Origin of the sequence: Rhizobium sp. GCM10022189, assembly GCF_042656325.1 — a bacterium.
Lineage (GTDB): Bacteria > Pseudomonadota > Alphaproteobacteria > Rhizobiales > Rhizobiaceae > Rhizobium.
In genome coordinates this window covers 703,874-725,193 of record NZ_JBHSOR010000049.1, presented here as the reverse complement: position 1 = coordinate 725,193, position 21,320 = coordinate 703,874, and the positions used below count along the sequence as shown (strand labels likewise).

At 62.3% G+C, this 21,320-nt stretch carries 20 protein-coding genes; 9 read left to right on the top strand and 11 right to left on the bottom strand.

Annotated elements, in window-relative coordinates; genetic code table 11:
- Nucleotides 1–66: 66 nt before the first annotated feature.
- On the top strand, nt 67–2,352 hold the full coding sequence (locus ACFPWW_RS24640) for an NADP-dependent malic enzyme (protein ID WP_112565357.1): 2,286 nt from the start codon (nt 67–69) through the stop codon (nt 2,350–2,352).
- A gap of 100 nt (nt 2,353–2,452) precedes the next feature.
- Here ACFPWW_RS24640 and ACFPWW_RS24635 read toward each other — a convergent pair whose 3' ends face one another.
- The 5 genes from ACFPWW_RS24635 to ACFPWW_RS24615 form a co-directional block, all read right to left on the bottom strand.
- Nucleotides 2,453–3,328, bottom strand: a complete 876-nt coding sequence (locus tag ACFPWW_RS24635) for a GNAT family N-acetyltransferase (protein ID WP_112565359.1) — start codon at nt 3,326–3,328, stop codon at nt 2,453–2,455.
- Nucleotides 3,329–3,436: 108 nt separating this feature from the next.
- Entirely contained in the window at nt 3,437–5,464 is a 2,028-nt protein-coding gene (locus tag ACFPWW_RS24630; protein WP_377313847.1) for a hybrid sensor histidine kinase/response regulator, read from the bottom strand.
- Nucleotides 5,465–5,726: 262 nt separating this feature from the next.
- Nucleotides 5,727–6,233 (bottom strand): signal peptidase II, encoded by a 507-nt coding sequence (gene lspA, locus ACFPWW_RS24625; protein WP_112565363.1) that lies wholly within the window; start codon nt 6,231–6,233, stop codon nt 5,727–5,729.
- A complete protein-coding gene (locus ACFPWW_RS24620; RefSeq protein WP_113500304.1) occupies nt 6,230–7,087 on the bottom strand; it encodes a TrmH family RNA methyltransferase in 858 nt (285 codons plus the stop codon). The genes lspA and ACFPWW_RS24620 overlap by 4 nt, the downstream gene beginning before the upstream one ends.
- A complete protein-coding gene (locus ACFPWW_RS24615; protein ID WP_112758126.1) occupies nt 7,084–8,181 on the bottom strand; it encodes a class I SAM-dependent methyltransferase in 1,098 nt (365 codons plus the stop codon). Before ACFPWW_RS24615 ends, ACFPWW_RS24620 begins: the two co-directional genes overlap by 4 nt.
- A gap of 115 nt (nt 8,182–8,296) precedes the next feature.
- Between ACFPWW_RS24615 and ACFPWW_RS24610 the strand changes: the two genes are divergently transcribed.
- Together ACFPWW_RS24610 and ACFPWW_RS24605 are read left to right on the top strand one after the other, a co-directional pair.
- Entirely contained in the window at nt 8,297–8,749 is a 453-nt protein-coding gene (locus tag ACFPWW_RS24610; protein ID WP_112565369.1) for a CoxG family protein, read from the top strand.
- Between the two features lie 32 nt (nt 8,750–8,781).
- Nucleotides 8,782–9,225 carry a GNAT family N-acetyltransferase gene (locus ACFPWW_RS24605; protein ID WP_377313845.1) on the top strand — a complete coding sequence of 148 codons (444 nt, stop codon included), beginning with the start codon at nt 8,782–8,784 and terminating at the stop codon, nt 9,223–9,225.
- Nucleotides 9,226–9,231: 6 nt separating this feature from the next.
- Here ACFPWW_RS24605 and ACFPWW_RS24600 read toward each other — a convergent pair whose 3' ends face one another.
- From ACFPWW_RS24600 to sppA, 3 genes are all read right to left on the bottom strand, one after another.
- Nucleotides 9,232–9,564 (bottom strand): LapA family protein, encoded by a 333-nt coding sequence (locus ACFPWW_RS24600; RefSeq protein ID WP_112565371.1) that lies wholly within the window; start codon nt 9,562–9,564, stop codon nt 9,232–9,234.
- 100 nt (nt 9,565–9,664) lie between these two features.
- A complete protein-coding gene (locus ACFPWW_RS24595) occupies nt 9,665–9,964 on the bottom strand; it encodes an integration host factor subunit beta (RefSeq protein WP_003544934.1) in 300 nt (99 codons plus the stop codon).
- A 30-nt stretch (nt 9,965–9,994) separates the two neighbouring features.
- Complete coding sequence (gene sppA / locus ACFPWW_RS24590) at nt 9,995–10,945, bottom strand: signal peptide peptidase SppA (protein WP_112705081.1); 951 nt, start codon at nt 10,943–10,945, stop codon at nt 9,995–9,997.
- A gap of 221 nt (nt 10,946–11,166) precedes the next feature.
- Here sppA and lptC point away from each other — a divergent pair, with 221 nt between their 5' ends.
- From lptC to ptsN, 6 genes are all read left to right on the top strand, one after another.
- Nucleotides 11,167–11,832 carry an LPS export ABC transporter periplasmic protein LptC gene (gene lptC / locus ACFPWW_RS24585; protein WP_112565375.1) on the top strand — a complete coding sequence of 222 codons (666 nt, stop codon included), beginning with the start codon at nt 11,167–11,169 and terminating at the stop codon, nt 11,830–11,832.
- A gap of 13 nt (nt 11,833–11,845) precedes the next feature.
- A complete protein-coding gene (locus ACFPWW_RS24580; RefSeq protein ID WP_112565377.1) occupies nt 11,846–12,478 on the top strand; it encodes an LptA/OstA family protein in 633 nt (210 codons plus the stop codon).
- Between the two features lie 16 nt (nt 12,479–12,494).
- The gene (gene lptB / locus ACFPWW_RS24575) at nt 12,495–13,298 is read left to right on the top strand and encodes an LPS export ABC transporter ATP-binding protein (protein WP_112705079.1); all 804 of its coding nucleotides are present in this window, start codon (nt 12,495–12,497) and stop codon (nt 13,296–13,298) included.
- A gap of 156 nt (nt 13,299–13,454) precedes the next feature.
- A complete protein-coding gene (rpoN, locus tag ACFPWW_RS24570) occupies nt 13,455–15,002 on the top strand; it encodes an RNA polymerase factor sigma-54 (protein ID WP_112753941.1) in 1,548 nt (515 codons plus the stop codon).
- Between the two features lie 322 nt (nt 15,003–15,324).
- Nucleotides 15,325–15,906 (top strand): ribosome hibernation-promoting factor, HPF/YfiA family, encoded by a 582-nt coding sequence (hpf, locus tag ACFPWW_RS24565; protein ID WP_112565383.1) that lies wholly within the window; start codon nt 15,325–15,327, stop codon nt 15,904–15,906.
- 71 nt (nt 15,907–15,977) lie between these two features.
- A complete protein-coding gene (gene ptsN / locus ACFPWW_RS24560) occupies nt 15,978–16,442 on the top strand; it encodes a PTS IIA-like nitrogen regulatory protein PtsN (protein WP_112565385.1) in 465 nt (154 codons plus the stop codon).
- Between the two features lie 75 nt (nt 16,443–16,517).
- Here ptsN and ACFPWW_RS24555 read toward each other — a convergent pair whose 3' ends face one another.
- The 3 genes from ACFPWW_RS24555 to ACFPWW_RS24545 form a co-directional block, all read right to left on the bottom strand.
- A complete protein-coding gene (locus ACFPWW_RS24555; protein ID WP_377313594.1) occupies nt 16,518–18,857 on the bottom strand; it encodes a methyl-accepting chemotaxis protein in 2,340 nt (779 codons plus the stop codon).
- Nucleotides 18,858–19,094: 237 nt separating this feature from the next.
- Nucleotides 19,095–19,994 (bottom strand): ribokinase, encoded by a 900-nt coding sequence (locus tag ACFPWW_RS24550; protein ID WP_377313592.1) that lies wholly within the window; start codon nt 19,992–19,994, stop codon nt 19,095–19,097.
- 43 nt (nt 19,995–20,037) lie between these two features.
- On the bottom strand, nt 20,038–21,258 hold the full coding sequence (locus tag ACFPWW_RS24545) for a DNA recombination protein RmuC (RefSeq protein ID WP_112565391.1): 1,221 nt from the start codon (nt 21,256–21,258) through the stop codon (nt 20,038–20,040).
- Between the last annotated feature and the right edge of the window lie 62 nt (nt 21,259–21,320).

Genomic DNA, 21,320 nt, shown 5'->3' with positions numbered 1-21,320 from the left:
GCCGCTATAGATGACAACAGCAATTGGGGAAGAGGAAAACGTCACCCACAGACGTTTGGAGGAGGCATGTCCCGCATGGAGAAGAAAGAACGGCCGGCGACGTCTGTTACCGATACGGAAGCGCTCGAATTTCACGCGATGGGTCGGCCCGGCAAGCTGGAGATCAACCCGACCAAGCCGATGGCGACCCAGCGCGACCTCTCGCTGGCCTATTCGCCGGGTGTCGCGGTGCCGGTCAAGGCCATCGCCACCGATCCGGCCACGGCCTACGACTATACGACCCGGGGCAACATGGTTGCCGTCATCTCCAACGGCACGGCCATTCTCGGTCTCGGCAATCTCGGCGCGCTGGCCTCCAAGCCGGTCATGGAGGGCAAGTCGGTCCTCTTCAAGCGTTTCGCCGATGTCGATTCCATCGACCTTGAAGTCGATACGGAAAATGTCGACGAGTTCATCAACTGCGTGCGCTTCCTTGGCCCGTCCTTCGGCGGCATCAATCTGGAAGACATCAAGGCGCCGGACTGTTTCGTCATCGAAAGCCGCCTGCGCGAGCTGATGGATATCCCGGTCTTCCATGACGACCAGCACGGGACCGCGATCATCGCCGCCGCCGGCCTCATCAACGCGCTGGAACTGACCGGCCGCGATCTCAAGACCACCAAGCTCGTCTGCAACGGCGCGGGTGCGGCCGCCATCGCCTGCGTCGAGCTTATCAAGTCGATGGGTTTTGCGCCCGAAAACATCATCCTCTGCGATACCAAGGGCGTCATCTACCAGGGCCGCACCGAGGGCATGAACCAGTGGAAATCGGCCCATGCGGCAAAGACCGATACGCGTACGCTGGAAGAGGCCATGAAGGGGGCCGACGTCGTTTTCGGCCTGTCGCAGAAGGGCGCCTTCTCCGAGGAGATGATCCGTTCCATGGCCGAGCGGCCGATCATCTTCGCCATGGCCAATCCCGATCCGGAAATCACGCCCGAAGAAGTGGCCCGCATCCGGGACGATGCCATCATGGCGACCGGCCGTTCGGACTATCCGAACCAGGTCAACAACGTGCTCGGCTTTCCCTATATTTTCCGCGGCGCGCTCGACGTCCGCGCCACGACCATCAACGACGCGATGAAGATCGCCGCCGTCAAGGCGCTGGCAAGCCTGGCGCGCGAAGACGTGCCTGACGATGTCGCGGCCGCCTACCAGGGCAACCGTCCGCGTTTCGGCGCCCAATATATCATTCCGGTTCCCTTCGATCCGCGCCTGATCTCCGCCATTCCCGCCGCCGTCGCCGAAGCGGCGATCGAAAGCGGCGTCGCCCGCAAGATCATCACCGACATGGCCGGCTACAAGCGCGAACTGTCGGCCCGCCGCGATCCGATCGCCTCCACGCTTGCGAGCCTCTACGAGCGCGTGCGCCGTCATCCGAAACGCGTCGTCTTCGCCGAGGCCGAAGAGGAACAGGTGCTGCGCGCCGCCATGTCCTACGCCAACCAGCAGCTCGGCACCGCCGTCCTGCTCGGCCGCGAGGATCTGATCCGCGCAACGGCGGAGCGCGCCGGCATCGACCTCAACCGTCCGGGCCTCGAAATCGTCAACGCGCGTATCTCCAATCGCGTCGATGCCTATATCGACTATCTCTATGCGCGCCTGCAGCGCAAAGGCTACCTGCACCGCGACGTGCAGCGCCTGATCCATAACGACCGCAACCATTTCGCGGCCACCATGGTGGCGCTCGGCGATGCCGACGGCATGGTGACAGGCATTACCCGCAACTATTCGACCGCGCTCGAGGACGTGCGCCGCTGCATCGACGAAAAGCCCGGCCATCGCGTCATCGGCGTGTCGATTGCGCTTTGCCGTGGCCGCACGGTCTTTGTTGCCGATACGGCCGTTCACGATATGCCGACGGCCGAGGAGCTTGCCGATATTGCCGAGGAGGCGGCCGGCCTTGCGCGCCGCATGGGCTATCAGCCGCGCGTTGCGATGCTTGCCTATTCCACCTTCGGCCATCCCTCCGGCGAGCGCTCCGAGCGTGTCCGCGAAGCCGTAAAAATCCTCGACAAGCGCCGCGTCGATTTCGAATATGACGGCGAAATGGCTGCCGACGTCGCCCTGAACCGCAAGGCGATGGAGCAATATCCCTTCTGCCGCCTGTCCGGCCCGGCAAACGTCCTCGTCATGCCGGCATTCCACTCGGCATCGATCTCGACCAAGATGTTGCAGGAACTCGGCGGCTCCACGGTCATCGGCCCCATCCTCGTCGGTCTCGACAAGGCGGTGCAGATCACCTCGATGGGCGCCAAGGACAGCGATATCGTCAATATGGCTGCGATTGCGGCCTATTCTGCCGGTTCCTGATCGATAAATGAGGGGGCGGACCGAGATGTGGTCCGCCTCCTAAATCTCCAAATCGGATTGCTGGCTATTCGACGTCCTCGCGCATGAGGCGTCAGCCATATCAGCTTGCGAACCGTCCTGCGTCCGCACCGTAGTAGTTGAGGTAACGGTCGGAAATGCTCGATATCGGCAGCACGATCAGCACGTCGGTCGTGTTGAAAGCCTGGTCGACGACGGCGCTGGAGCCGACCATCGCGCCGAGGCGCAGATAGCCCTTGATGAGCGGCGGCAAGGCCATCAGCGCCTTCTTCGGATTGACGCCTTCGGCCGGCATCAGGTCCATGTCGCGCGCCAGATGCGGCAGGGCGCCGACGGCCCATTCGTCCTTGGCGAGCACGCTGTGATAGAGGAAGGAAAGTGCCAGCGCATGGCTTTCCGGCTGAACGCCGGGGAAGGAGGCGCAGCCGAACATCGCGCTCATGCCGTGCTTCAGCGCATAGGCCCAATTGCCCTGCCAGAGCAGTTCGACGATGCGTTTGGTGCGGTATTCCGGCAGCACGCAGGAGCGGCCGAGTTCCATGAAGCGTTTGTCGGGATGGCGGGCGATCAGGTCGTCGATTGCAAATTCAGAAGCCGAGTAAAAACCGCCATTGGCCATGGCCACGTCCTGGCGGAGCAGGCGATAGGTGCCGACGATCTGGTCTTCCGCATCGCCTTCGATCGAGCGGTCGAGAACGAGAAGATGGTCGCAGAAGGCGTCATAGGCATCGAAGTCCCGCTCGCGGCGCATGGCGTCCGCCGGCAGCTGAGCCTTCATTTCCTCGACGAAAACGCGGTAGCGCACGGCCTGCGCGGCGTCGATCTCACGCGCGCTGCGGGCAAGGCGAGTTTCCAGATTGCCGATGCGGCCGAGAACGTCGCCTTCCTTCGGCGCGGCAGCCGTCGATGGCCGAGCGGCCTCGGCAGCGGCGTCACAATTGAGGATGTCAACAGACATGGCGATTCTCCCGTCTCCGGCCTATCACACGCCATAAAACACTTATGTACGACAGGAAAGTGACATAGCAAATTTGTGCACGCAAGAAACGTGCCGATTTTTCCAGCTTCAGCGTGCCTGAGCCCGGCGGGCTGAAAGAGCAACAACCGCCTGTACTTCGGTGAGCAGCCTGACCGGATCCACCGGTTTCACCATGACGCGATTGGCGCCGTTGAGCAAGACCTGTCGCCGCGATTCGTCGCTCTTGTCCGCGGTCAGAACGATGACCGGGACCGGCTGAAGATCGAGCCGTCGTTCGTGTCCGCGAAGGCGTCCGAGCATGTCGCTGCCGTTGCCGCCGGGCATGGACAGGTCGCTGATGATGATGTCAGGCCGGTCGTCGCCGAGCGCGCTGTCGAGCAGAGATTCGAAATCCTCGACATGCCGGACCGAATGACCGCCCTTTTCCAGCATGACGCGCACCAGCATGGCATTGATGGGGTCGTCCTCGCCGAGCAGGATGGAGAGCCCGTCGCCTGTCGCGGCGCGTTCCGCAACCGAAAGGCCGATACCCGGCTGATTGTCGTTCAGCGCGTCGCGCTTTTCCATGCCGCGCATGCGCCCGCGCAGCACGTCGATCAGCGACTGCTCGCGCAGCGGCCGGATCAGCCACGCATCGAAGAGATCGAGCGAATAGGAGTTGCGCTCTTCCGGGTTGACGAGCAGCACCTTGCGCAGCCCGAGTGCGGCGATCTCCGTGCGGTCGGCGATGTGCAGCGAGAATTCCTCGGACATGCGGTGATCGACGATGATATCGGTCGGCCGGTCGCCGCTGCGGGCGAGCGACAGCAGGCTTTCGCGGGCCGCCTCGCCGGTGGCGACGAGATGGCAGCGCCCGCCGAGCGTGGTGATCGTCTCGGCAATCGCCGTGCGTGCCGCGCCTGCCGGAGCGAGCAGCACGATGCTGTTGCCGGCCAGCAAGGCGTTGCGCGTGGCCGTATCCTCTTCGGCAAATTCGACGGGGAAGCGGATGGTGAACTGGCTGCCCTTGCCTTTCTCGCTGGCAACGCTCAGCGAGCCGCCGAATTCACGCATGATGCGCGCCGAAATCGCCAGGCCGAGGCCGGTACCGTTGCTCTTCTGGGCAAGCGAGCCGCCCTGTTCGAATTCTCCGAATATGCGCGCCTGCTCCTCCGCCGTCATGCCAGGCCCGGTATCGGTCACTGATATCAAAAGTTCGCCTGCGGCTCTGGAGATGCGGATGAAGACGCCGCCGACCTGCGTGAACTTGACGGCATTGCCGATGACGTTGAAAAGCACCTGCCGCAGCCGTGCCGGATCGAAGCTCATCAGCTCCGGCACGTCGCAGGATACCGTCGCGCCGATCTCGATGCCCTTCTCGTGAGCGCGATGAGCCAGCATTTCCACGACGCTCTCGACGAGCTTGCGCAAGGATTCCGAGCGCGGCCGCAGCTGGAAGCGGCCGACCTCGATGGTCGAGAAATCGAGCAGATCCTCCACCAGCTGCGTCAGCGCATGGCCGGATTGACGGATGCTGGTCAGATAGTTCTGCTGCTCCTGCGTCAGCTTCGTTTCCGAGATCAGATGCGCCATGCCGAGAATCCCGGACAGAGGCGTGCGGATTTCATGGCTGACCGTGGCGAGCAGCCGCGACTTGGCAGCGCTGTTATATTCGGCCTTCTGCCGGGCTTCCTCCCGGCTTTCGGCGGCAAGCCGCTCTTCGGTCACATCGCGCGCAATGCTCTGCAGCAGCAAACGCCCGTTTGCCGGATCGCGGGTCACGACGTCGTGCCAGAGGAAGATGCGCTGTCCGGCCGGTGTCGAAATCTCCACGTCGTAACGGTGCGGCTGCGGGCCGGGGCGGAAAGCAAGGCCGATCTCCTCGCAGGTCTGGCCTTCGGGCTTGGCGCGTCCGGTCAGCTGGCGGAAGGTCTCGTTGGCGCCGATGATGCGCCGGTCCATCATGCGGGTGACGACGATATCCCCGAGCACGTCATGGACCGTGCCGAGCAGCCCGGTCGCATCGACACGTTCGGGCGTTCGGGGACCGCGCCCGCCGGCCCTGCTTGCGCCGCGGAAAACAACGCCGACAAGACCTGCGATGGCCGCGATCAGGATGAGGCCGAGGCCGGTCATCAGCGGACCGCCCCAATAGGAAAGCAGCAGCAGCAGGATCGCCGCAAGAAGGCCCGATCCGCCGAGCCAGTGGAAGAGCGGGGGATGCTGGAAACGAAAGGCTGCCGGTGACGACAGTTCACCCGCCGCCCGGCCGCGATAGGCCCTGACGGCGGCGCCGCCGAATGCGGCGGACAATCGTTCCTGCAACTGCGCCAAACTTTGCATGCAGTTCAGCTAACATATTGCCCGTTCCGAATGTTTTCAGGAATCCGCTAAAAGTTTAGCGATCCGGCTTTTTCGGCTTCTGCAGCATCTCGTCGAGAATGACGCAGCCGGCGCCGACAGTGATGAAACTGTCGGCCAGATTGAAGACGGCGAATGACCAGGTTTCCGTATGGAAGAGGATATAGTCGATCACATGCCCGTAGGCGAAACGGTCGATCAGGTTGCCGATCGCGCCGGCAATGATCAGCGCGTAGCCGAGATGCGCCAGCCACCGGTCCTTGGCCGTGCGGTGCCAGAGATAAAGTACGAAGGCGACGATGATCAGTCGCATGCCGACGATGAACCAGCCGTCCATGCCCGACAGCATCGAGAAAGCCACGCCGAGATTGTAGGTGCGGTAGAGCGCCAGCATCGGAACGACGGGAACGGCTTCCTGCAGCGGCAGGTAGCGATCGACGGCGATCTTGACGATCTGGTCGAGGATAACGGCGATCAGGATGAAGATCAGGATCGGCAGGGGTCGCGAGAAGAGCGCCGGGCGTGCGGTCGTCTGGTCGGTCATTTGCCCTCGGAAAGTGAGAGGAGATGGCGGCGTGCCTCGAAAAGCATGACGGCGGTGGCGACGGCGAGATTGAGGGAATCGGCGCGCCCCTGCTGGGGAATACGGGCAAGCGCATCCGCCTCCTTCGCCAGCTGCTCCGGCAGGCCGGACTGTTCGTTGCCCATCAGAAGCACGATAGGCTTCTTCCTGTAGTCGATCGTGCGATAGTCGACGGAACCGGCAAGATGGGTGGCAACGAGCGAAACGCCGGCCTGTTTCTTCCAGGCGATGAATTCCTCCGCTGTCGCGTGGGCAACAGGAACGGCAAAAACCGATCCCATGGTGGCCCGCACCGTTTCCAGCGAAAAGGGATCCGTCGTCTCGCCGACCAGGATGACGCCGGAGGCGCCGGCGGCATCGGCGGTGCGGATGATCGTGCCGAGATTGCCGGGATCGCGCACGCGGTCGAGCGCCACCCAGGTCTCGCCCTCCTTCGGCCTGACATCCCGGAGCTTCGCCCAGCGCGTTTCGAAAATGCCGACCACCATCTGCGGATTGTCGCGCCGGGTGATGGAAGAAATCACCTTCTCGCTGACTTCGAGCACGAGGCCGCCGGAGGCCACGGTCTTTGCCGCCATCTGTTCGACCAGCGGCTTGCCCTTGGCGGCCTTGGCGTAGACGAGCGTGCGGATCGTCCAGCCGAGCTCGATCGCATCGATGACGAGCTTCAGGCCCTCGGCCATGAAGGTGCCGCTCTCCTCGCGCGACTTCTTGTTGGTCAGCGCCTTGATGTCTTTGATGATCGGGTTGGCAAGCGAGGTGACTTCCTTCACCTGCCCGACCCTGCGCGGGCCGCGATCGTGGAATTCGTTCATTTCGGCACCCAGCGGGAAAAGAGGGAAGTGGAGAGCGCCCGGCCCGGTGTCTTGCCGTCGAGGCCAGCCTCGCGGATGACGAGTTCGCCGGATTCGACCACGCCGCCGGCCCCGCGCATCGTCTCGCGCATCAGCTCGTGAATGGAATAGAAACTCGCCCGGATCGAATAGGCCGTCAGCACGAGGCCGACCGCCTTCGGCGACAGGATCTCGCGGCAGATGTCCAGCATCAGCGGCAGGTGCTCGAAAAGGTGCCAGACCTCGCCGTTCGGCCCCCGGCCGAATTTCGGCGGGTCGGTCAGGATGATGTCGTATTGGCTGCCGCGGCGTTCCTCGCGCAGGATGAACTTCATCGCATCCTCGCAGATCCAGCGGATCGGCAGTTTTTCCATGCGGCCGAGCGCCTGGTTTTCGCGTGCCCAGCCGATCGCCTTCTTCGAGGCGTCCACATGCGTGACCTCGGCGCCGGCGGCTGCCGCCACCAGCGAGGCGACGCCCGTATAGCCGAAGAGGTTCAGCACCTTCAGCGGCCGGCCGGCGCTTTCCACCTGGTCCTTCATCCAGCTCCAGTGGACGATCTGCTCCGGGAAGACGCCGACATGGCGAAAGGAGGTGAAGCGGCCGAAGAAATCGACGCCGAGCAGGTTGAGCGGCCAGGTTTCGCCATGCGCTTCCTTGGGAAAACGCCAGCGGCCGGTGCCTTCTTCATCCGTATCGCCGGTAAATACCGCATCGACCTTTTCCCAGGCATGGGCGGGCAGTGAGGGCTGCCACAGCGCCTGCCCCTCGGGACGCACGATGCGATAGGGGCCATATTGTTCGAGCTTCTGGCCGTTGCCGCTGTCGATCAGATGGAAATCGCCCGCACCCGTCGATTCCAGGATGACAGGCACGCGTTCGGCCGGCCGCTCGCCGCTGCGCACCGTGAGCGGGCGCTCGATTGCGGCGGGAACCGCCGCCGGCGGGCGCGCTTCCCGCGCGGGGGCAGGTTTGGCGGCCGTCTTTTCCGGCCTTGCCGGCCGCGCATCGGCGCGGCGTCCGCCCGAAGGGCCTGCCGCCATCTTCGCGCCGGGCCGGCGTTCTCTCTGTTTCAACGTGGTCTTCCGCGTCTTGAATTCGGTTGAGCCAGTGCAAATAGCATCCCGTCCGACCTTGGCAAAGCGCTTTCCCATCATGATATGGTCGGGCTATGGAAATGGGAAACTGCGGATGGACCTGATCGGGGAGGAACGCATCGCCGCGCCGCGCGATGTCGTCTGGGCTGCCATGAACGATCCCGATATTATCAGGCAATGCATTCCCGGTTGCCAGAGCGTCGAAAAGCTGTCGTCCACGCAGTTCCTGGCAACCGTCAAAGTCGGTTTCGGCCTGTTTTCGGTGACGTTCGAAGGCGAGATCAGGCTTTCGAATGTCGATGCGCCCCGTAGCTACACGATCGCTGCCGAAGGGCGGGGCGGCATTGCCGGCTTTGCCAGGGGCGAGGCCGATGTCACCCTGGTGGATGAGGGCCTTCACACGCTGCTGCGGTATGAGGCCGACGGCGATACCGGCGGCCGGCTTGCCGAGATCGGCGGCAGATTGATCCGCGCCACGCTGGAGAAACTCGCCCGCCGCTTCTGGGGAAATTTCAATGCCGCCGTTGTTGGAAAGGCCGCAGGCTAGGCACCATGCACAATTCCTTTCACGCGACGTCCATGGACTGGAAGATCCGGCCGAGCCGCCCTGAAGATGCGATGGCGCTTGCGGAAATCTATCTGTCCGTCCGGCAGCAGACCTTCACCTGGGTCGATCCCGGCAAATTTCATCGGGAGGATTTTGCCGCCCACACCAATGGCGAAGTCGTCTCCGTCTGCGAGGCGCCTGACGGGAAGATAGCCGGCTTTCTCTCGATCTGGGAGGCGGATGACTTCATCCACATGCTCTATATCCTGCCCGAATTTCAGGGCAAAGGGGCAGGGAGCGCTTTGCTGCGATCGCTGCCCGGCTGGCCGCTTCACGCCTATCGGCTGAAATGCCTGGTCAACAATCGCCTCGCCAAAGCCTTCTATCTGGCGCACGGCTTCCACGTCATCGGCAGAGGCACGTCGAGCGAAGGCGACTATGAAGAGCTGAGTTTTCCGTCCGCCACCGCACGATAGCGGCAATCACCGCGAGGGCAGCTGTCCGGCGATTTCTTCGGCGCGCGTCTTGTGGCGGTCCGCCTCGCTCTGCCAGCGGATCGCTTCCCGGGCTTCCACGCGGGCGCGTTTGCGGTGTTTGCCCTGGTTGAACCAGGTCACGGCCGAGCCCACCAGCATGCCGATGATGAAGGCAATCAGCAGGAAGACGAAGAAGGGTGCGGCCAGCGAAAGAACCTGGTCCTCGGGCCGGAACGGATTGAAGGCAAGTGTCACGCTCTGCCGGTTGGCAACGCAGAAGATGATCAGGATGACGCCAAGCGGCAGCAAAATCAAAAGGTTGACGATCTTCTTGGCCATTTCGTTCTCCGCGCCGGTTTGGCGAAGGCAAGCTTCATGGACGCCAGAATAGAGGTGCGGCGGCGAAGTTCAAGTGCGGCTTGATGCCCGTTTGAGAGGATCAATCCTCTTCGTCGGCCTGTCCGGGGTTCAGGCGCTCGCGCAGTTCCTTGCCGGTCTTGAAGAAGGGAACCCACTTCTCCTCGACGAAGACGGTGTCGCCCGTGCGCGGGTTGCGGCCGGAACGGGAGGGACGGTTCTTGACCGAAAATGCGCCGAAGCCGCGCAGCTCGACGCGGTTGCCGGCGGCAAGCGCATCGGTGATCTCGTCGAGGACCGCGTTGACGATATTTTCCACATCGCGGTGGTAGAGATGCGGATTGCGTGCCGCAACAATCTGCACCAGTTCGGACTTGATCACGGTCGCCCCCTTAAATTATTGATTTCTTATTCAATCCTGGCCAACCTGCCAAACTGAAAGCAACCCGTCAAGGAGCAACTTTGGGGGTAGGATGCCGTTCAGATCCTGGCCTTTGACAAGATCACCATAACCGAGGATCGTAATCAACCGCGAAACAGCTCCTGCGAGCAGGAAGGACGTGTTGCGCTTCTTGTCCCAATCGACCATGGGCAGCTTGTCGCCGACGTTTCGCGACGTCAGGTAGGCGCGGATTTCCGGTTCTCCGCCGATCGCGTCGATAAGTTTGACCTTCAGCGCCTGCCGGCCCGTGTAAATCGTGCCGTCGGCAAGCTTCAGCACCTCGTCGTGCGGCAATTTGCGTCTGTCGGCGACGAGGTTGACGAACCAGTCGTAGCTGTCGAGAACCATGTTGCGGATCATGGCCTTGGCTTCCTCGCTCGTGTTGTGGAACGGCGAGGGCTCGGCCTTGAGCGGGGAGGATTTGATCTCCTGCAGCGAGACGCCCAGCTTGTCGAGCAGCGGCTGGACCTGCGGATACTGGAAGATGACGCCGATCGAGCCGGTGATCGAGCTTTCGCCGGCGATGATCGTATCGCCCGCCGTCGCGATCATGTAGCCGGCGGATGCCGCAAGCGTCCTGACATCGGAGACGACGGGTTTCTTTTCCGCGATCGCCCGGATCGCCTTGAAGATCTTTTCGCCGCCATAGGTCGTTCCGCCGGGCGAGGAGATCGAAATGACGACCGCCTTGACCTGGTCGTTGTCCTTGATCTTTTCCAGCCGCTCGAGCAACTCGTCGTCGTCGGTGATCAGCCCCGATATCGTCACATGGGCGATATGGGGGCGCGCGGTGCTGCTTCCGTCGAAGGCAAAATTGTAAAGCGCAAAGCCGAGCGCAACGAGCAGAACGACCGCGACAAGGCGCCAGAAGCCCAGCCTGCGGCGCAGCAGCCGACGGTCTGCGATGATCGAGCTGTCCATTCCAACCTCCAGAAACGAAGCCCGGCGGCGGTATTCCGCCGCTGGGAGATAAGGCGCAAGCTCCTTCCGGAAAATGCCCGGAAACCTGCTATTTTCGGTTTAGTTGCTTGTTGCAGAAAAAAATCCATATTGGCAAGCCAATGTAATAATGCGAAACGAACTGTGATTGGCGCCCGGCATTGCTATATAAGCGGCACGATCATCACACACGGACCAGGCATATGCTCGATACGATCAGGAACAACGGGAAGCCCGCATATGCTGGGCCAAAGGACAGCGCCTATGGCCTTGCCCGGTTCCATTCCGCGCGTGTTCGCCGCCTGAAGTTTTTGCTGCCGGTCGCAGCCCTGATTATTTCCCTCATCTTCATTGCGGTCTCGGTGATCCGCACCTACCTGCCGGAAACCATCAAGATCGAAGGCGCCAAGATCGAGAACGGCAAGGTCGTGATGGAAAAGCCGGCGATCGCCGGCCGCAACTCCGATGGCATCAACTATTCGATGCTCGCCGAACGCGCGCTGCAGGATATCCGCAATCCCGACTTCATCACGCTGGAGACGATCAAGGCTGCCGTGCCGATGAATGACGGCCTGATCGCGCGCGTCACGGCGGCGACGGCGGACTTCAATCGCGCCACCGACAAGTTGCACATGACCGCGCCCTTCACGCTCGTCTTGAGCAGCGGCCTCGTTGCGAATTTTCAGTCCGCCCATCTCGATATCAAGGGCGGAAACATGTCGACGGACGATCCCGTCAGAATTACCAAGGACAATGCTTCGATTGTTGCGCAGACCCTCAATATAACGGATAAGGGGCGCGTGATCACATTCGAGGGGAATGTTCGCATGAATGTTGATTCATCCACCATCCATAAACAGGGCACCTAAAGAGCCGGGTCACATGACAAAAGATTGTCGCATTTCAACTCGCAAGAACGGCGTAGCTTTCATTACCGGCGCGCTTGCCTTCGTCCTGTCGGTCGCGGGGGCGGCCGCCCAGTCGACGACGATGCCTGGCATGAAGCTTTCCAGCGATCAGCCGATCCAGATTGAAAGCAACAAGCTGGAAATCCACGACCAGGAACATACCGCGCTCTTTACCGGCGACGTCAAGGTCGTTCAGGGCACGACCACCCTGCAGGCCGGCAAGATGACGGTCTATTACAAGGACAAGGCAAAGCAGCCGCAAGCGGCCGGCGGCGCGACACCTGCCGCCCAGCCGGCGGCCGAGCAATCGAACTCGCTCGCCTCCGGCAGCGCCGATATCGACAAGATCCTGGTGACGGACAAGGTCTACCTGACCTCCGGCACCCAGACGGCAACGGCCGATGACGGCAATTTCGATATGACCTCGCAGGTCTTTATCCTCACGGGCAAGAAGGTCGTGCTGACCGATGGCCCCAACGTCTTCACCGGCTGCCAGCTCACGGTTCACATGGCGACCGGCCAGGCAGAGCTTGAAAGCTGCGGTGGTCGTGTCCAGATTCAGCTCGATCCGAAATCGCAGCCGAGTCAGCAGCCAAAGCAGAACTGAGAAGTCGGCCTTTCACGTGAAATTATTCTCCTTATCAACCAAGTCCGGCGGGGCCGCGACGGAAGCCGCGGCCGCTCCCGTCGACAAGGCCCGTTATCAGGGAACGCTGATTGCCCGCGGTCTGACCAAGACCTATGCGACGCGTCGTGTCGTCAACGGCGTTTCGCTCGTCGTGCGGCGCGGTGAGGCGGTCGGCCTGCTGGGACCGAACGGCGCCGGCAAGACGACCTGTTTCTACATGATCACCGGCCTCGTGCCTGTTGACGAGGGAACGATCGAAATCGACGGCAACGACGTGACGACGATGCCCATGTATCGTCGCTCCCGCCTCGGCGTCGGCTACCTGCCGCAGGAAGCCTCGATTTTTCGCGGCCTGACGGTCGAGGAGAATATCCGCGCCGTCCTCGAGGTTCACGAAAAGGACAGGGCAACGCGCGAGCGCAAGCTCGACGAACTGCTTGAGGAATTCCACATCGCCAAGCTGCGCAAGAGCGCGGCCGTGGCTCTCTCCGGTGGCGAGCGCCGCCGCCTGGAAATCGCTCGCGCGCTGGCGACCGACCCGACCTTCATGCTGCTCGACGAGCCCTTTGCCGGTGTCGATCCGATCTCGGTTGCCGATATTCAGAACCTCGTGCATCATTTGACGGCACGTGGCATCGGCGTTCTGGTCACCGATCACAACGTGCGCGAGACGCTGGGGCTGATCGACCGGGCCTATATTATCCATGCCGGCGAAGTGCTGACCCATGGACGTGCGAACGATATCGTCAACAATCCGGAAGTGCGCCGGCTCTATCTGGGCGACAATTTCAGTCTCTGAACCAGTCCCGGACGACAGAAAATTACTGTCGCGGCATAGGTTCCGCTTGACCAAATAGGATAAAAAAGCAATTTTTGGGCCAACTCGGATTTCCGTGGCCTGAAGCCTTGCTCGGACGCGGTCTCCTGGAGGAATCGAGGGAGTTTCGCGTCCGCCATGGCCCTGTCTGCCAATCTTTTCCTGCGACAGAACCAGTCCCTGGTGATGACACCGCAACTGATGCAATCCATTCAGTTGCTGCAGATGACGCATGTCGAGCTCGCCCAGTTCATTGCCCAGGAAGTGGAGAAGAACCCTCTTCTGGAATTTCCGTCGGGCGAGGGCGAGGCCGGCGAGCGTGGCGAGCCTGCGGAAGAACCGTATTCACAGCAGGCGGACGAGGCGGGCGAGGGCGAATACGAGGGTCGTGGCGAAACGCTGACCGGCGACTGGTACGACAATGGCAGCCCGAGCCGGCTGAGCGACGAACTCGACGCCAACTACACCAATGTCTTCCCCGATGACGGCGCGCCGCAGCGCCTGGATGCGCCGGAGCTCGTCAGCCAGTGGAAATCGATGCCGGGCAGCGCTGAAGGCGCCGACAATTACGATCTCGATGATTTCGTCGCCGGCCAGATCTCGCTGCGCGATCATCTTGCCCAGCAGATACCCTTTATATTGCCTGACATGGCCGACCGCCTGATTGCCCAGAATCTGGTCGATCAGCTCGACGATGCCGGCTATCTGCAGGCCGATGTCGCCGAGGCCGGCGAACGTCTCGGCACCGATGCCGAGGATGTCGAGCGCGTGCTCTCGGCGCTGCAGACCCTCGATCCGCCTGGCGTCTTTGCCCGCAGCCTTGCCGAATGCCTGGCGATCCAGCTTCGCCAGAAGGATCGTTTCGATCCCGCCATGCGGGCACTGGTGGAAAATCTCGAATTGCTGGCGCGGCGAGACTTCGTCACCCTGAAGCGCCTCTGCGGTGTCGATGAGGAAGACCTTCTCGACATGCTCGCCGAAATCCGGCAGCTCAATCCGAAGCCGGGCAGCGGTTTCGAGGCCGGCGTTTCCGAGGCGATCATGCCCGACGTCGTGGTCCGCCCTTCATCGGACGGGGCCTGGCTGGTCGAACTCAATCCGGATACGCTGCCGCGGGTGCTCGTCAACCAGTCCTATTTTTCGCGCGTGGCGAAGAACGGCGAGGATCACGCCTTCCTCTCCGAGTGCCTGCAGAGCGCCAACTGGCTGACGCGCAGCCTGGACCAGCGGGCCAAGACCATCATGAAGGTCGCAAGCGAGATCGTGCGCCAGCAGGATGCCTTTCTCGTGCACGGCGTCGATCATCTGCGGCCGCTGAACCTGAAGACGGTGGCCGAAGCGATCAAGATGCATGAATCGACCGTCAGCCGTGTCACCTCGAACAAATATATGCTGACGCCGCGCGGCCTTTTCGAGCTGAAATATTTCTTCACGGTTTCGATCAGCGCCGTCGAGGGTGGCGACAGTCACTCCGCCGAAGCCGTTCGCCACAAGATCCGCACGCTCATCCTGCAGGAGAGCCCCGATGCGGTGCTTTCCGACGACGACATCGTCGATATGCTCAAGCAGGGCGGGATCGACCTCGCCCGTCGCACCGTCGCCAAATACCGGGAGGCGATGAACATCGCCTCTTCCGTCCAGCGCCGCAGGGAAAAGCGTGCGCTGGCCAAGGTCGCCGGTTTCTGAGGCGCAACGCAGGCGCGAATCGTCGGCCGGTGCCTTGAGTTGCGGGTCGCTTAAACATCCCAATTTATGGGGATTTTCATTGCACGTTTTCCGCGTATGCTTGTCGTCGCCTCGCCGGGCTCTTGACTTTCCGGGGTGCTGTCGCTAGAAGCCCGCCGCAATCGGAGCGGCGAAGGGCGTCCGGACATTATCCCCATCATCCTCAGGGCACCAGGGACGCGCGGACTTCAGCCGATCTTGCTTGAGATTGCGCGAAGTGCTTGGATGAGGTTGAGGCTTGGCGTAAACTGATACTCGCAAACTACATAAGAAGGGAAACTCCATGAGTGTGCGTGTATCCGGTAAACATATGGAAATTGGTGACTCCTTCCGTCAAAAGATCGAGGACCAAATCGGTTTGGCCGTCACGAAATACTTCGACGGGGGATATTCCGGTCAGGTGATCGTGGAAAAGTCGAGTTCTCGCTTTTCTGCCGATTGCAAGCTTCATCTCGACAGCGGCGTCGTGCTGCATGCGGCAGGCGAGGCCATGGACCCGCAGCTTGCCTTCGATGCGGCATCCGAGCGGATCGAGAAGCGCCTGCGCCGCTATAAGCGGAAGCTCAAGGATCACCACGCCGGAAATCACCTGAACGGTAACGGCTTCGCGGAAGTCGCCTACACCGTCATGGACGCGGTTCCCGATCACGAAGACGAGGTCCCGGACGATTTCGCTCCGGCCATCGTTGCCGAAAGCACCAAGCAGCTCAAGACGATGTCCGTCGCAACCGCAGTCATGGCGCTCGACATGACCGACGAGCCGCTCCTCCTGTTCCGCAGCCCCGGCAAGGAACAGCTCAACATCGTTTACCGTCGTCACGACGGAAATATTGGCTGGATCGATTCGGCCAATATCAAAGGCTGAAGTCAGAACGGGGAGGCGGCGCAACCGCCGCTTCCTCCGCTGCCTGAATTCGGCGACAGAAGGAAAAAGAAATGGCATTGGCAGATTTGCTGCACCAGGATGCGATCATTCCCGCCCTCAGGGTAAATTCCAAGAAACAGTTGCTTCAGGAATTGGCAGCAAAAGCCTCCAGGATCACGGGGCTTTCCGAGCGGGAAATCTTCGACGTCATCCTGCAGCGCGAGCGCCTGGGTTCGACCGGCGTCGGCAACGGCATCGCCATACCCCACGGCAAGCTCACCAATATTCACTCCATCGTCGGCATCTTCGCCCGGCTGGAACAGCCGGTCGATTTCGAAGCGCTGGACGATCAGCCGGTCGATCTGGTCTTCCTGCTTCTGGCGCCGGAAGGTGCCGGCGCCGATCACCTGAAGGCGCTTTCGCGCATCGCCCGCGTGCTGCGCGACCACGATCTGGTCGCCAAGCTGCGCGCGACCGAGTCCGCCTCGGCGATCTACGCCTTCCTCAACGAGGAGCAGACGTCGAACGCCGCTTGAGGCTTGGCGGCTGTCCGCAATGCAAAAAAGGCGCCTGGGGGATCAGGCGCCTTTGTCATGTCATGCGACCGGCAATCAGAACTCTTCCCAATTGTCCTGAGCGACGGCGGCCGAGCCGCGCGACTGGGCAACGGCCCGGCGCGGTGCGGGCGCGGCGGGCCGCGCCGCCGGAGCGGCTGCCGGTGCGCGCATCTGCTGCGCGGTGGAGCGCAGCGCAGCGGCACTGCCCTGGCCGGAGACGCGGAAGCGGGCGACCAGCGCCTTCAGCGTCTGGGCCTCGTCATTCAGCGTGACGCTGGCTGCGGTGGCTTCTTCCACCATCGCCGCGTTCTGCTGCGTGACCTGATCCATCTGGTTCATGGCCTGGTTGATTTCCTTCAGCCCGACGGCCTGTTCGCTGGCCGATGCCGAGATCTGGCGGATGAGGCCGTTGATGCTCATCACCTGCTTGGCGATCTTGTGCAGCGTATCGCCGGCGCGACCGACGAGATCGACGCCTTCCTTGACCTGCACGGCCGAGGTATTGATGAGCGTCTTGATCTCCTTGGCGGCGTTGGCCGAACGCTGGGCGAGTTCGCGCACTTCCTGGGCGACGACCGCAAAGCCCTTGCCGGCTTCACCGGCACGCGCGGCCTCGACACCGGCATTGAGCGCCAAAAGGTTGGTCTGGAAGGCGATCTCGTCGATGACGCCGATGATGCGCGACACTTCGGTCGAGGATTGTTCTATGCCGTGCATGGAGGCGATCGCCTTCTTGACGACCTCGCCCGACTTCTCGGCGTCCTCGCAGGCAAGATTGACGTTATCGGCCGCCGTGCGGGCGTTCTCGGCGCTGGAATTGACCTGTGCGGTCAGCTCGTTGAGCGCCGCCGCGGTTTCTTCCAGGCTCGCCGCCTGCTGCTCGGTCCGCTTGGCGAGGTCGGAGGCGCTGTTGCTGATTTCGCCCGTGCCGGAGCCGATATTGGCGACGCTGAGGTTCATTGTGTTGATCGTTTCCTCAAGGCTCGCGAGCGCGGCGTTGAAGTCCTGCTTCAGCTTGCCGTATTCGCCGGGGAAATCCTCGGTGATGCGGTGGCCGAGATTGCCCTGCGACAGTTCCGAGAGGCCGGCGCCGACGATCGAGACGATGTGGCGCTGCAGGCTGACCGACTGCTGGCGCTCCGATTCAGAACGGCCGCGTTCGGCTTCGGCGGCAAGGCGCTGGTTGTCGGCTTCGGCTTCGAGGCGCTGCGTATCGGCCAGCGCGAAGCGGAAGCCTTCGAGCGCCTTGGCGACCGAGCCGATTTCGTCGGCGCGGTTCTGGCCGGCGACCGCTTCGTCATATTTGCCGTCGCTGAGCGCCTTGACGCTGGAAACGAGGCCGCCGAGCGGGCGCTGAACCAGCGAACGGACGGCGAAGTAGAGGGCGAGCAGCACGGCGCCGAGCACGATGATGCCGTTGACGATCATCATCGCGGTCTGGTCCTGAACCGGCGCGTTCATCGCCGCGTGCGGGACGTCGACGAGCACGACCCAGGTGGCGTTCAGGCCGGGAACCGAGAAGGGATAGATGACGCGGTCGAACGGATCGAGCCCGTCGAAGCTGAGGTTCTTGACGAGGCCGATCTGCTTGGAAGAAAGCGCAGCCTTCACGTCCGCGGCACCGGGGCTGTCGCCATAGGGCTTCGACATCAGGTCCGGAAGCGGAGCGACGATCCAGTTGCCGTTCTGGGCGATCAGCGTCACCCGGCCCGTACCGAAGGGGCGCAGCGCCTGAACCTTGTCGGTCAGCGATTTCAGCGAAATGTCGACGCCTTCCACACCGATCATCTTGCCGCCCGACATGACCGGGTAGGCGATCGAGGTCAACAGCGTCGGCACATCGGTGCCTTCGGCGAGATAAGGCGCGGTGATGGCGCCCTTGCCGCTGTCGGCGGCGAGCTTCCACCATTCGGCGGTATAGTCGTTGTCGAAGGTCGAGAACTGGATGTCGCCGGTCTTGGTCTTCGACCAGTAGGGCGTGAAGGCGCCGACCTTGTTGGTGCCCTCGTCGTTGTTGTTGGCGATCTCGGTGGTCTTGCCGTCGAAGGCGCCAAGCTGCTCGCAGAACCAGCTGCCGAAGGCGAAGGCGTTCTGTTCGAGATTGGCCTTCAGAATGTTGATGATGCCCTTGCGGTCGAGCAGCTTGCTCTCATGTCCTCGTCCGACGACACCCGACATGGTGCGGGCTGCGCTCGCAAGCTCGCCCACATTGGCAGCGATCTCGTTGGCGATCGACTTGGCTTCCGAATTGGCCTGGTCCAGCGTGAGGGTCTGAACGCGGCTGCGGGTCTGGTCGATGAGGAAAAGGTTCGAAACAACAAGCACCAGCGCGATGGCGGCACCGGTAATGACAATCAGTTTCGCCGCAAGCGATTTCATTCTGAAAATGAACATGTGTTCCTCGGGCAGGGACGCGCCGAAGGGCCATTCTTCGGCACAGCGGGTAAGACACGTTCCGTCATGGAACAGCCACGGGTTGAGGCGCCTCGAAGATGGACGAGGGCGATCTCAAGAATGATCGCCGGAAATCTCTTAAATTTGAATGAAATTTGCTATGTTTCGGCAGCAAAACCGGCACACCACCCCAAAACTAAGGGTGGTGTTTCATGGACTGCTCGCGGTTAGACTGGATTATATTCTGTCTGCGACTTCGGCGGCGAGCGGGATAGACGGTTGCGCGCCCGGTTTCAGGCAGGCAAGCGAGCCGGCGACGGCGGCGCGGCGCAGGGCCGAGCCGAAATCCAGTCCCTCGTCGAGGCTCGCGGCGAAGTAACCGCAAAACGTATCGCCGGCGCCGACAGTATCGACAGGTTCGATGACAAGGCCCTGTGCGCGGGATATCTGGCCGTCGCGGATCGCGATGACACCGTCGCCGCCGAGCGTGACGATCAAGGTCTGGCCTGTCTGCGCGTGCAGCCGCTCCAGTGCCGCTTCGCGATCGCCGGCGCTCATGTTCTCCTGTCCTGCCAGCCGCTCGAATTCGGTCTCGTTGGCAATCACGATATCGGCCAGCCGCCCGAGGCGCGGTGCGTCCGGGATAAGCGGAGCGAGATTGAGAATGCTGGTAATGCCCCTGGCGCGGGAGGCGGCCAGCGCGCGCTCGACCGCTTCGACGGGAACCTCGAGTTGCAGCATGAGAATATCGCCTTGGTCCATGGCGTTGACGGCTGCCTCGGCATTGTCGCCGCTGACCTTGCCGTTCGCGCCCGGAATGACGGCGATCATGTTCTCGCCGTCGCCGCCCACCAGAATGAGAGCCGTGCCTGTCGGCCCCTCGACATGGCTGACACGGGAAAGATCGGTGCCGGCCGCGTCAAGAAGCTCGAGCGCGCCTTCGGCAAAGGCATCCTTGCCGACAGCACCCGCCATGTGGACGTAGCGGCCTGCCCGCCGCGCGGCGAGCGCCTGATTGGCGCCCTTGCCGCCGGCCGCCGTTGCAAAGCTGTTGCCGGCAACCGTTTCGCCCGGTTTCGGCAGGCGTTCGGTGGTCGCGATGAGGTCCATGTTGATGGAGCCGAAAACTGTAATCATGGAATGTCGTCCCTTGCTTCGGGCCGCGACACTGCCGAAGCGATCACTCCTCGTCAACCACCCTGAGCTTCAGCAGCCCGGTCCGGCTTTCGACGGATTTAGGCGGGGCCTCGTTCTCGCGGGCCGGCCTGCCGTCGCCACCCTCGAATTCCAGCGCCTCGATTTTCGCGCCGCGCTTGGTCAGCTTGTCCGCCGAAGTGATGATCTGGTCCACGTCGCGCTGCGTCTGCGAGAAATGGCCCTGCAGTTTGCGCACGCGCTCGTCGAGCCGGCCAAGGTCGTCCATCAGAAGGGCGACCTCGCCCTGAATGACATGCGCCTGCGCCCGCATGCGCTGGTCCTTCAATACGGCCTGGATCACCTGGATCGACAGCATCAGCAGCGAAGGCGAAACGATGACGACGCGCGCGCGGTGCGCCTTCTGCACGATCGCTTCGAAATTCTCGTGGATTTCCGCGAAGATCGATTCCGAGGGAACGAAGAGGAAGGCCGTGTCCTGCGTTTCGCCCTGGATGAGGTATTTGTCGGAAATGTCCTTGATGTGGATGTCCATGTCGCGGCGGAATTGCTGGGCGGCAAGCTTGCCGGCATCGGCGCTGCCGGCGTCGCGGATCGCATTCCAGGCCTCCAGCGGAAATTTGGCGTCGATCACCAGCGGCGGAGCGCCGTTCGGCATCCGGATCGTGCAGTCCGGCCGCGAGCCGTTGGAAAGCGTCTGCTGGAAGGCATAGGCGCCCATCGGCAATCCGTCGGCGACGATCGTTTCCATGCGGGACTGGCCGAAGGCGCCGCGCGTCTGTTTGTTGGAAAGGATCGCCTGCAGCCCGACGACATCCTTGGCGAGCGTCTGAATATTGCTTTGGGCCGCATCGATGACGGCCAGGCGCTCCTGCAGCTTCTGCAGGTTGTCATGCGTCGATTTCGTCTGCTCGGTCAATGTCGAACTCATGCGCTGCGACATGCCGTCGAGCCGCTGGTTGATCGCCTGGTTGAGCTCGGCCTGCCGCGCGCCGAAAACCTCCGCCATCGTCGAAATGCGCCCCTGCATCTCCGCCTGGATTTTCAGAAGCTCGGCCATGCGTGCGTCGCTTTCGGCCGCGCGCAGATTGGCCTCTTCCGCCTCCTCGCGGCGAATGCCGGCATTGCGCAGCGCAAACACGATCGTCGCGAGAATGATGACGGCGAGTGCTCCGCCGGCGAGCGCAAGCACGCCCGGGCTCAGCATGGGCAGGGAAATGGTGAGTGAGTCGGCTGTCGTGGTCATGCCGCACCATAACAAAAACTGCGCGGATATCCAGATCAAACCGTGAACAATCCACCGTGGCC

Coding starts and splice junctions, on each gene's coding strand:
- ACFPWW_RS24640 (WP_112565357.1), top strand. CDS start 67: ATGTCCCGCATGGAGAAGAAAGAACGGCCGGCGACGTCTGTTACCGAT.
- ACFPWW_RS24635 (WP_112565359.1), bottom strand. CDS start 3,328: ATGTCTGTTGACATCCTCAATTGTGACGCCGCTGCCGAGGCCGCTCGG.
- ACFPWW_RS24630 (WP_377313847.1), bottom strand. CDS start 5,464: ATGACCGGCCTCGGCCTCATCCTGATCGCGGCCATCGCAGGTCTTGTC.
- lspA (WP_112565363.1), bottom strand. CDS start 6,233: ATGACCGACCAGACGACCGCACGCCCGGCGCTCTTCTCGCGACCCCTG.
- ACFPWW_RS24620 (WP_113500304.1), bottom strand. CDS start 7,087: ATGAACGAATTCCACGATCGCGGCCCGCGCAGGGTCGGGCAGGTGAAG.
- ACFPWW_RS24610 (WP_112565369.1), top strand. CDS start 8,297: ATGGACCTGATCGGGGAGGAACGCATCGCCGCGCCGCGCGATGTCGTC.
- ACFPWW_RS24605 (WP_377313845.1), top strand. CDS start 8,782: ATGGACTGGAAGATCCGGCCGAGCCGCCCTGAAGATGCGATGGCGCTT.
- ACFPWW_RS24600 (WP_112565371.1), bottom strand. CDS start 9,564: ATGGCCAAGAAGATCGTCAACCTTTTGATTTTGCTGCCGCTTGGCGTC.
- sppA (WP_112705081.1), bottom strand. CDS start 10,945: ATGGACAGCTCGATCATCGCAGACCGTCGGCTGCTGCGCCGCAGGCTG.
- lptC (WP_112565375.1), top strand. CDS start 11,167: ATGCTCGATACGATCAGGAACAACGGGAAGCCCGCATATGCTGGGCCA.
- ACFPWW_RS24580 (WP_112565377.1), top strand. CDS start 11,846: ATGACAAAAGATTGTCGCATTTCAACTCGCAAGAACGGCGTAGCTTTC.
- rpoN (WP_112753941.1), top strand. CDS start 13,455: ATGGCCCTGTCTGCCAATCTTTTCCTGCGACAGAACCAGTCCCTGGTG.
- hpf (WP_112565383.1), top strand. CDS start 15,325: ATGAGTGTGCGTGTATCCGGTAAACATATGGAAATTGGTGACTCCTTC.
- ptsN (WP_112565385.1), top strand. CDS start 15,978: ATGGCATTGGCAGATTTGCTGCACCAGGATGCGATCATTCCCGCCCTC.
- ACFPWW_RS24555 (WP_377313594.1), bottom strand. CDS start 18,857: ATGTTCATTTTCAGAATGAAATCGCTTGCGGCGAAACTGATTGTCATT.
- ACFPWW_RS24550 (WP_377313592.1), bottom strand. CDS start 19,994: ATGATTACAGTTTTCGGCTCCATCAACATGGACCTCATCGCGACCACC.
- ACFPWW_RS24545 (WP_112565391.1), bottom strand. CDS start 21,258: ATGACCACGACAGCCGACTCACTCACCATTTCCCTGCCCATGCTGAGC.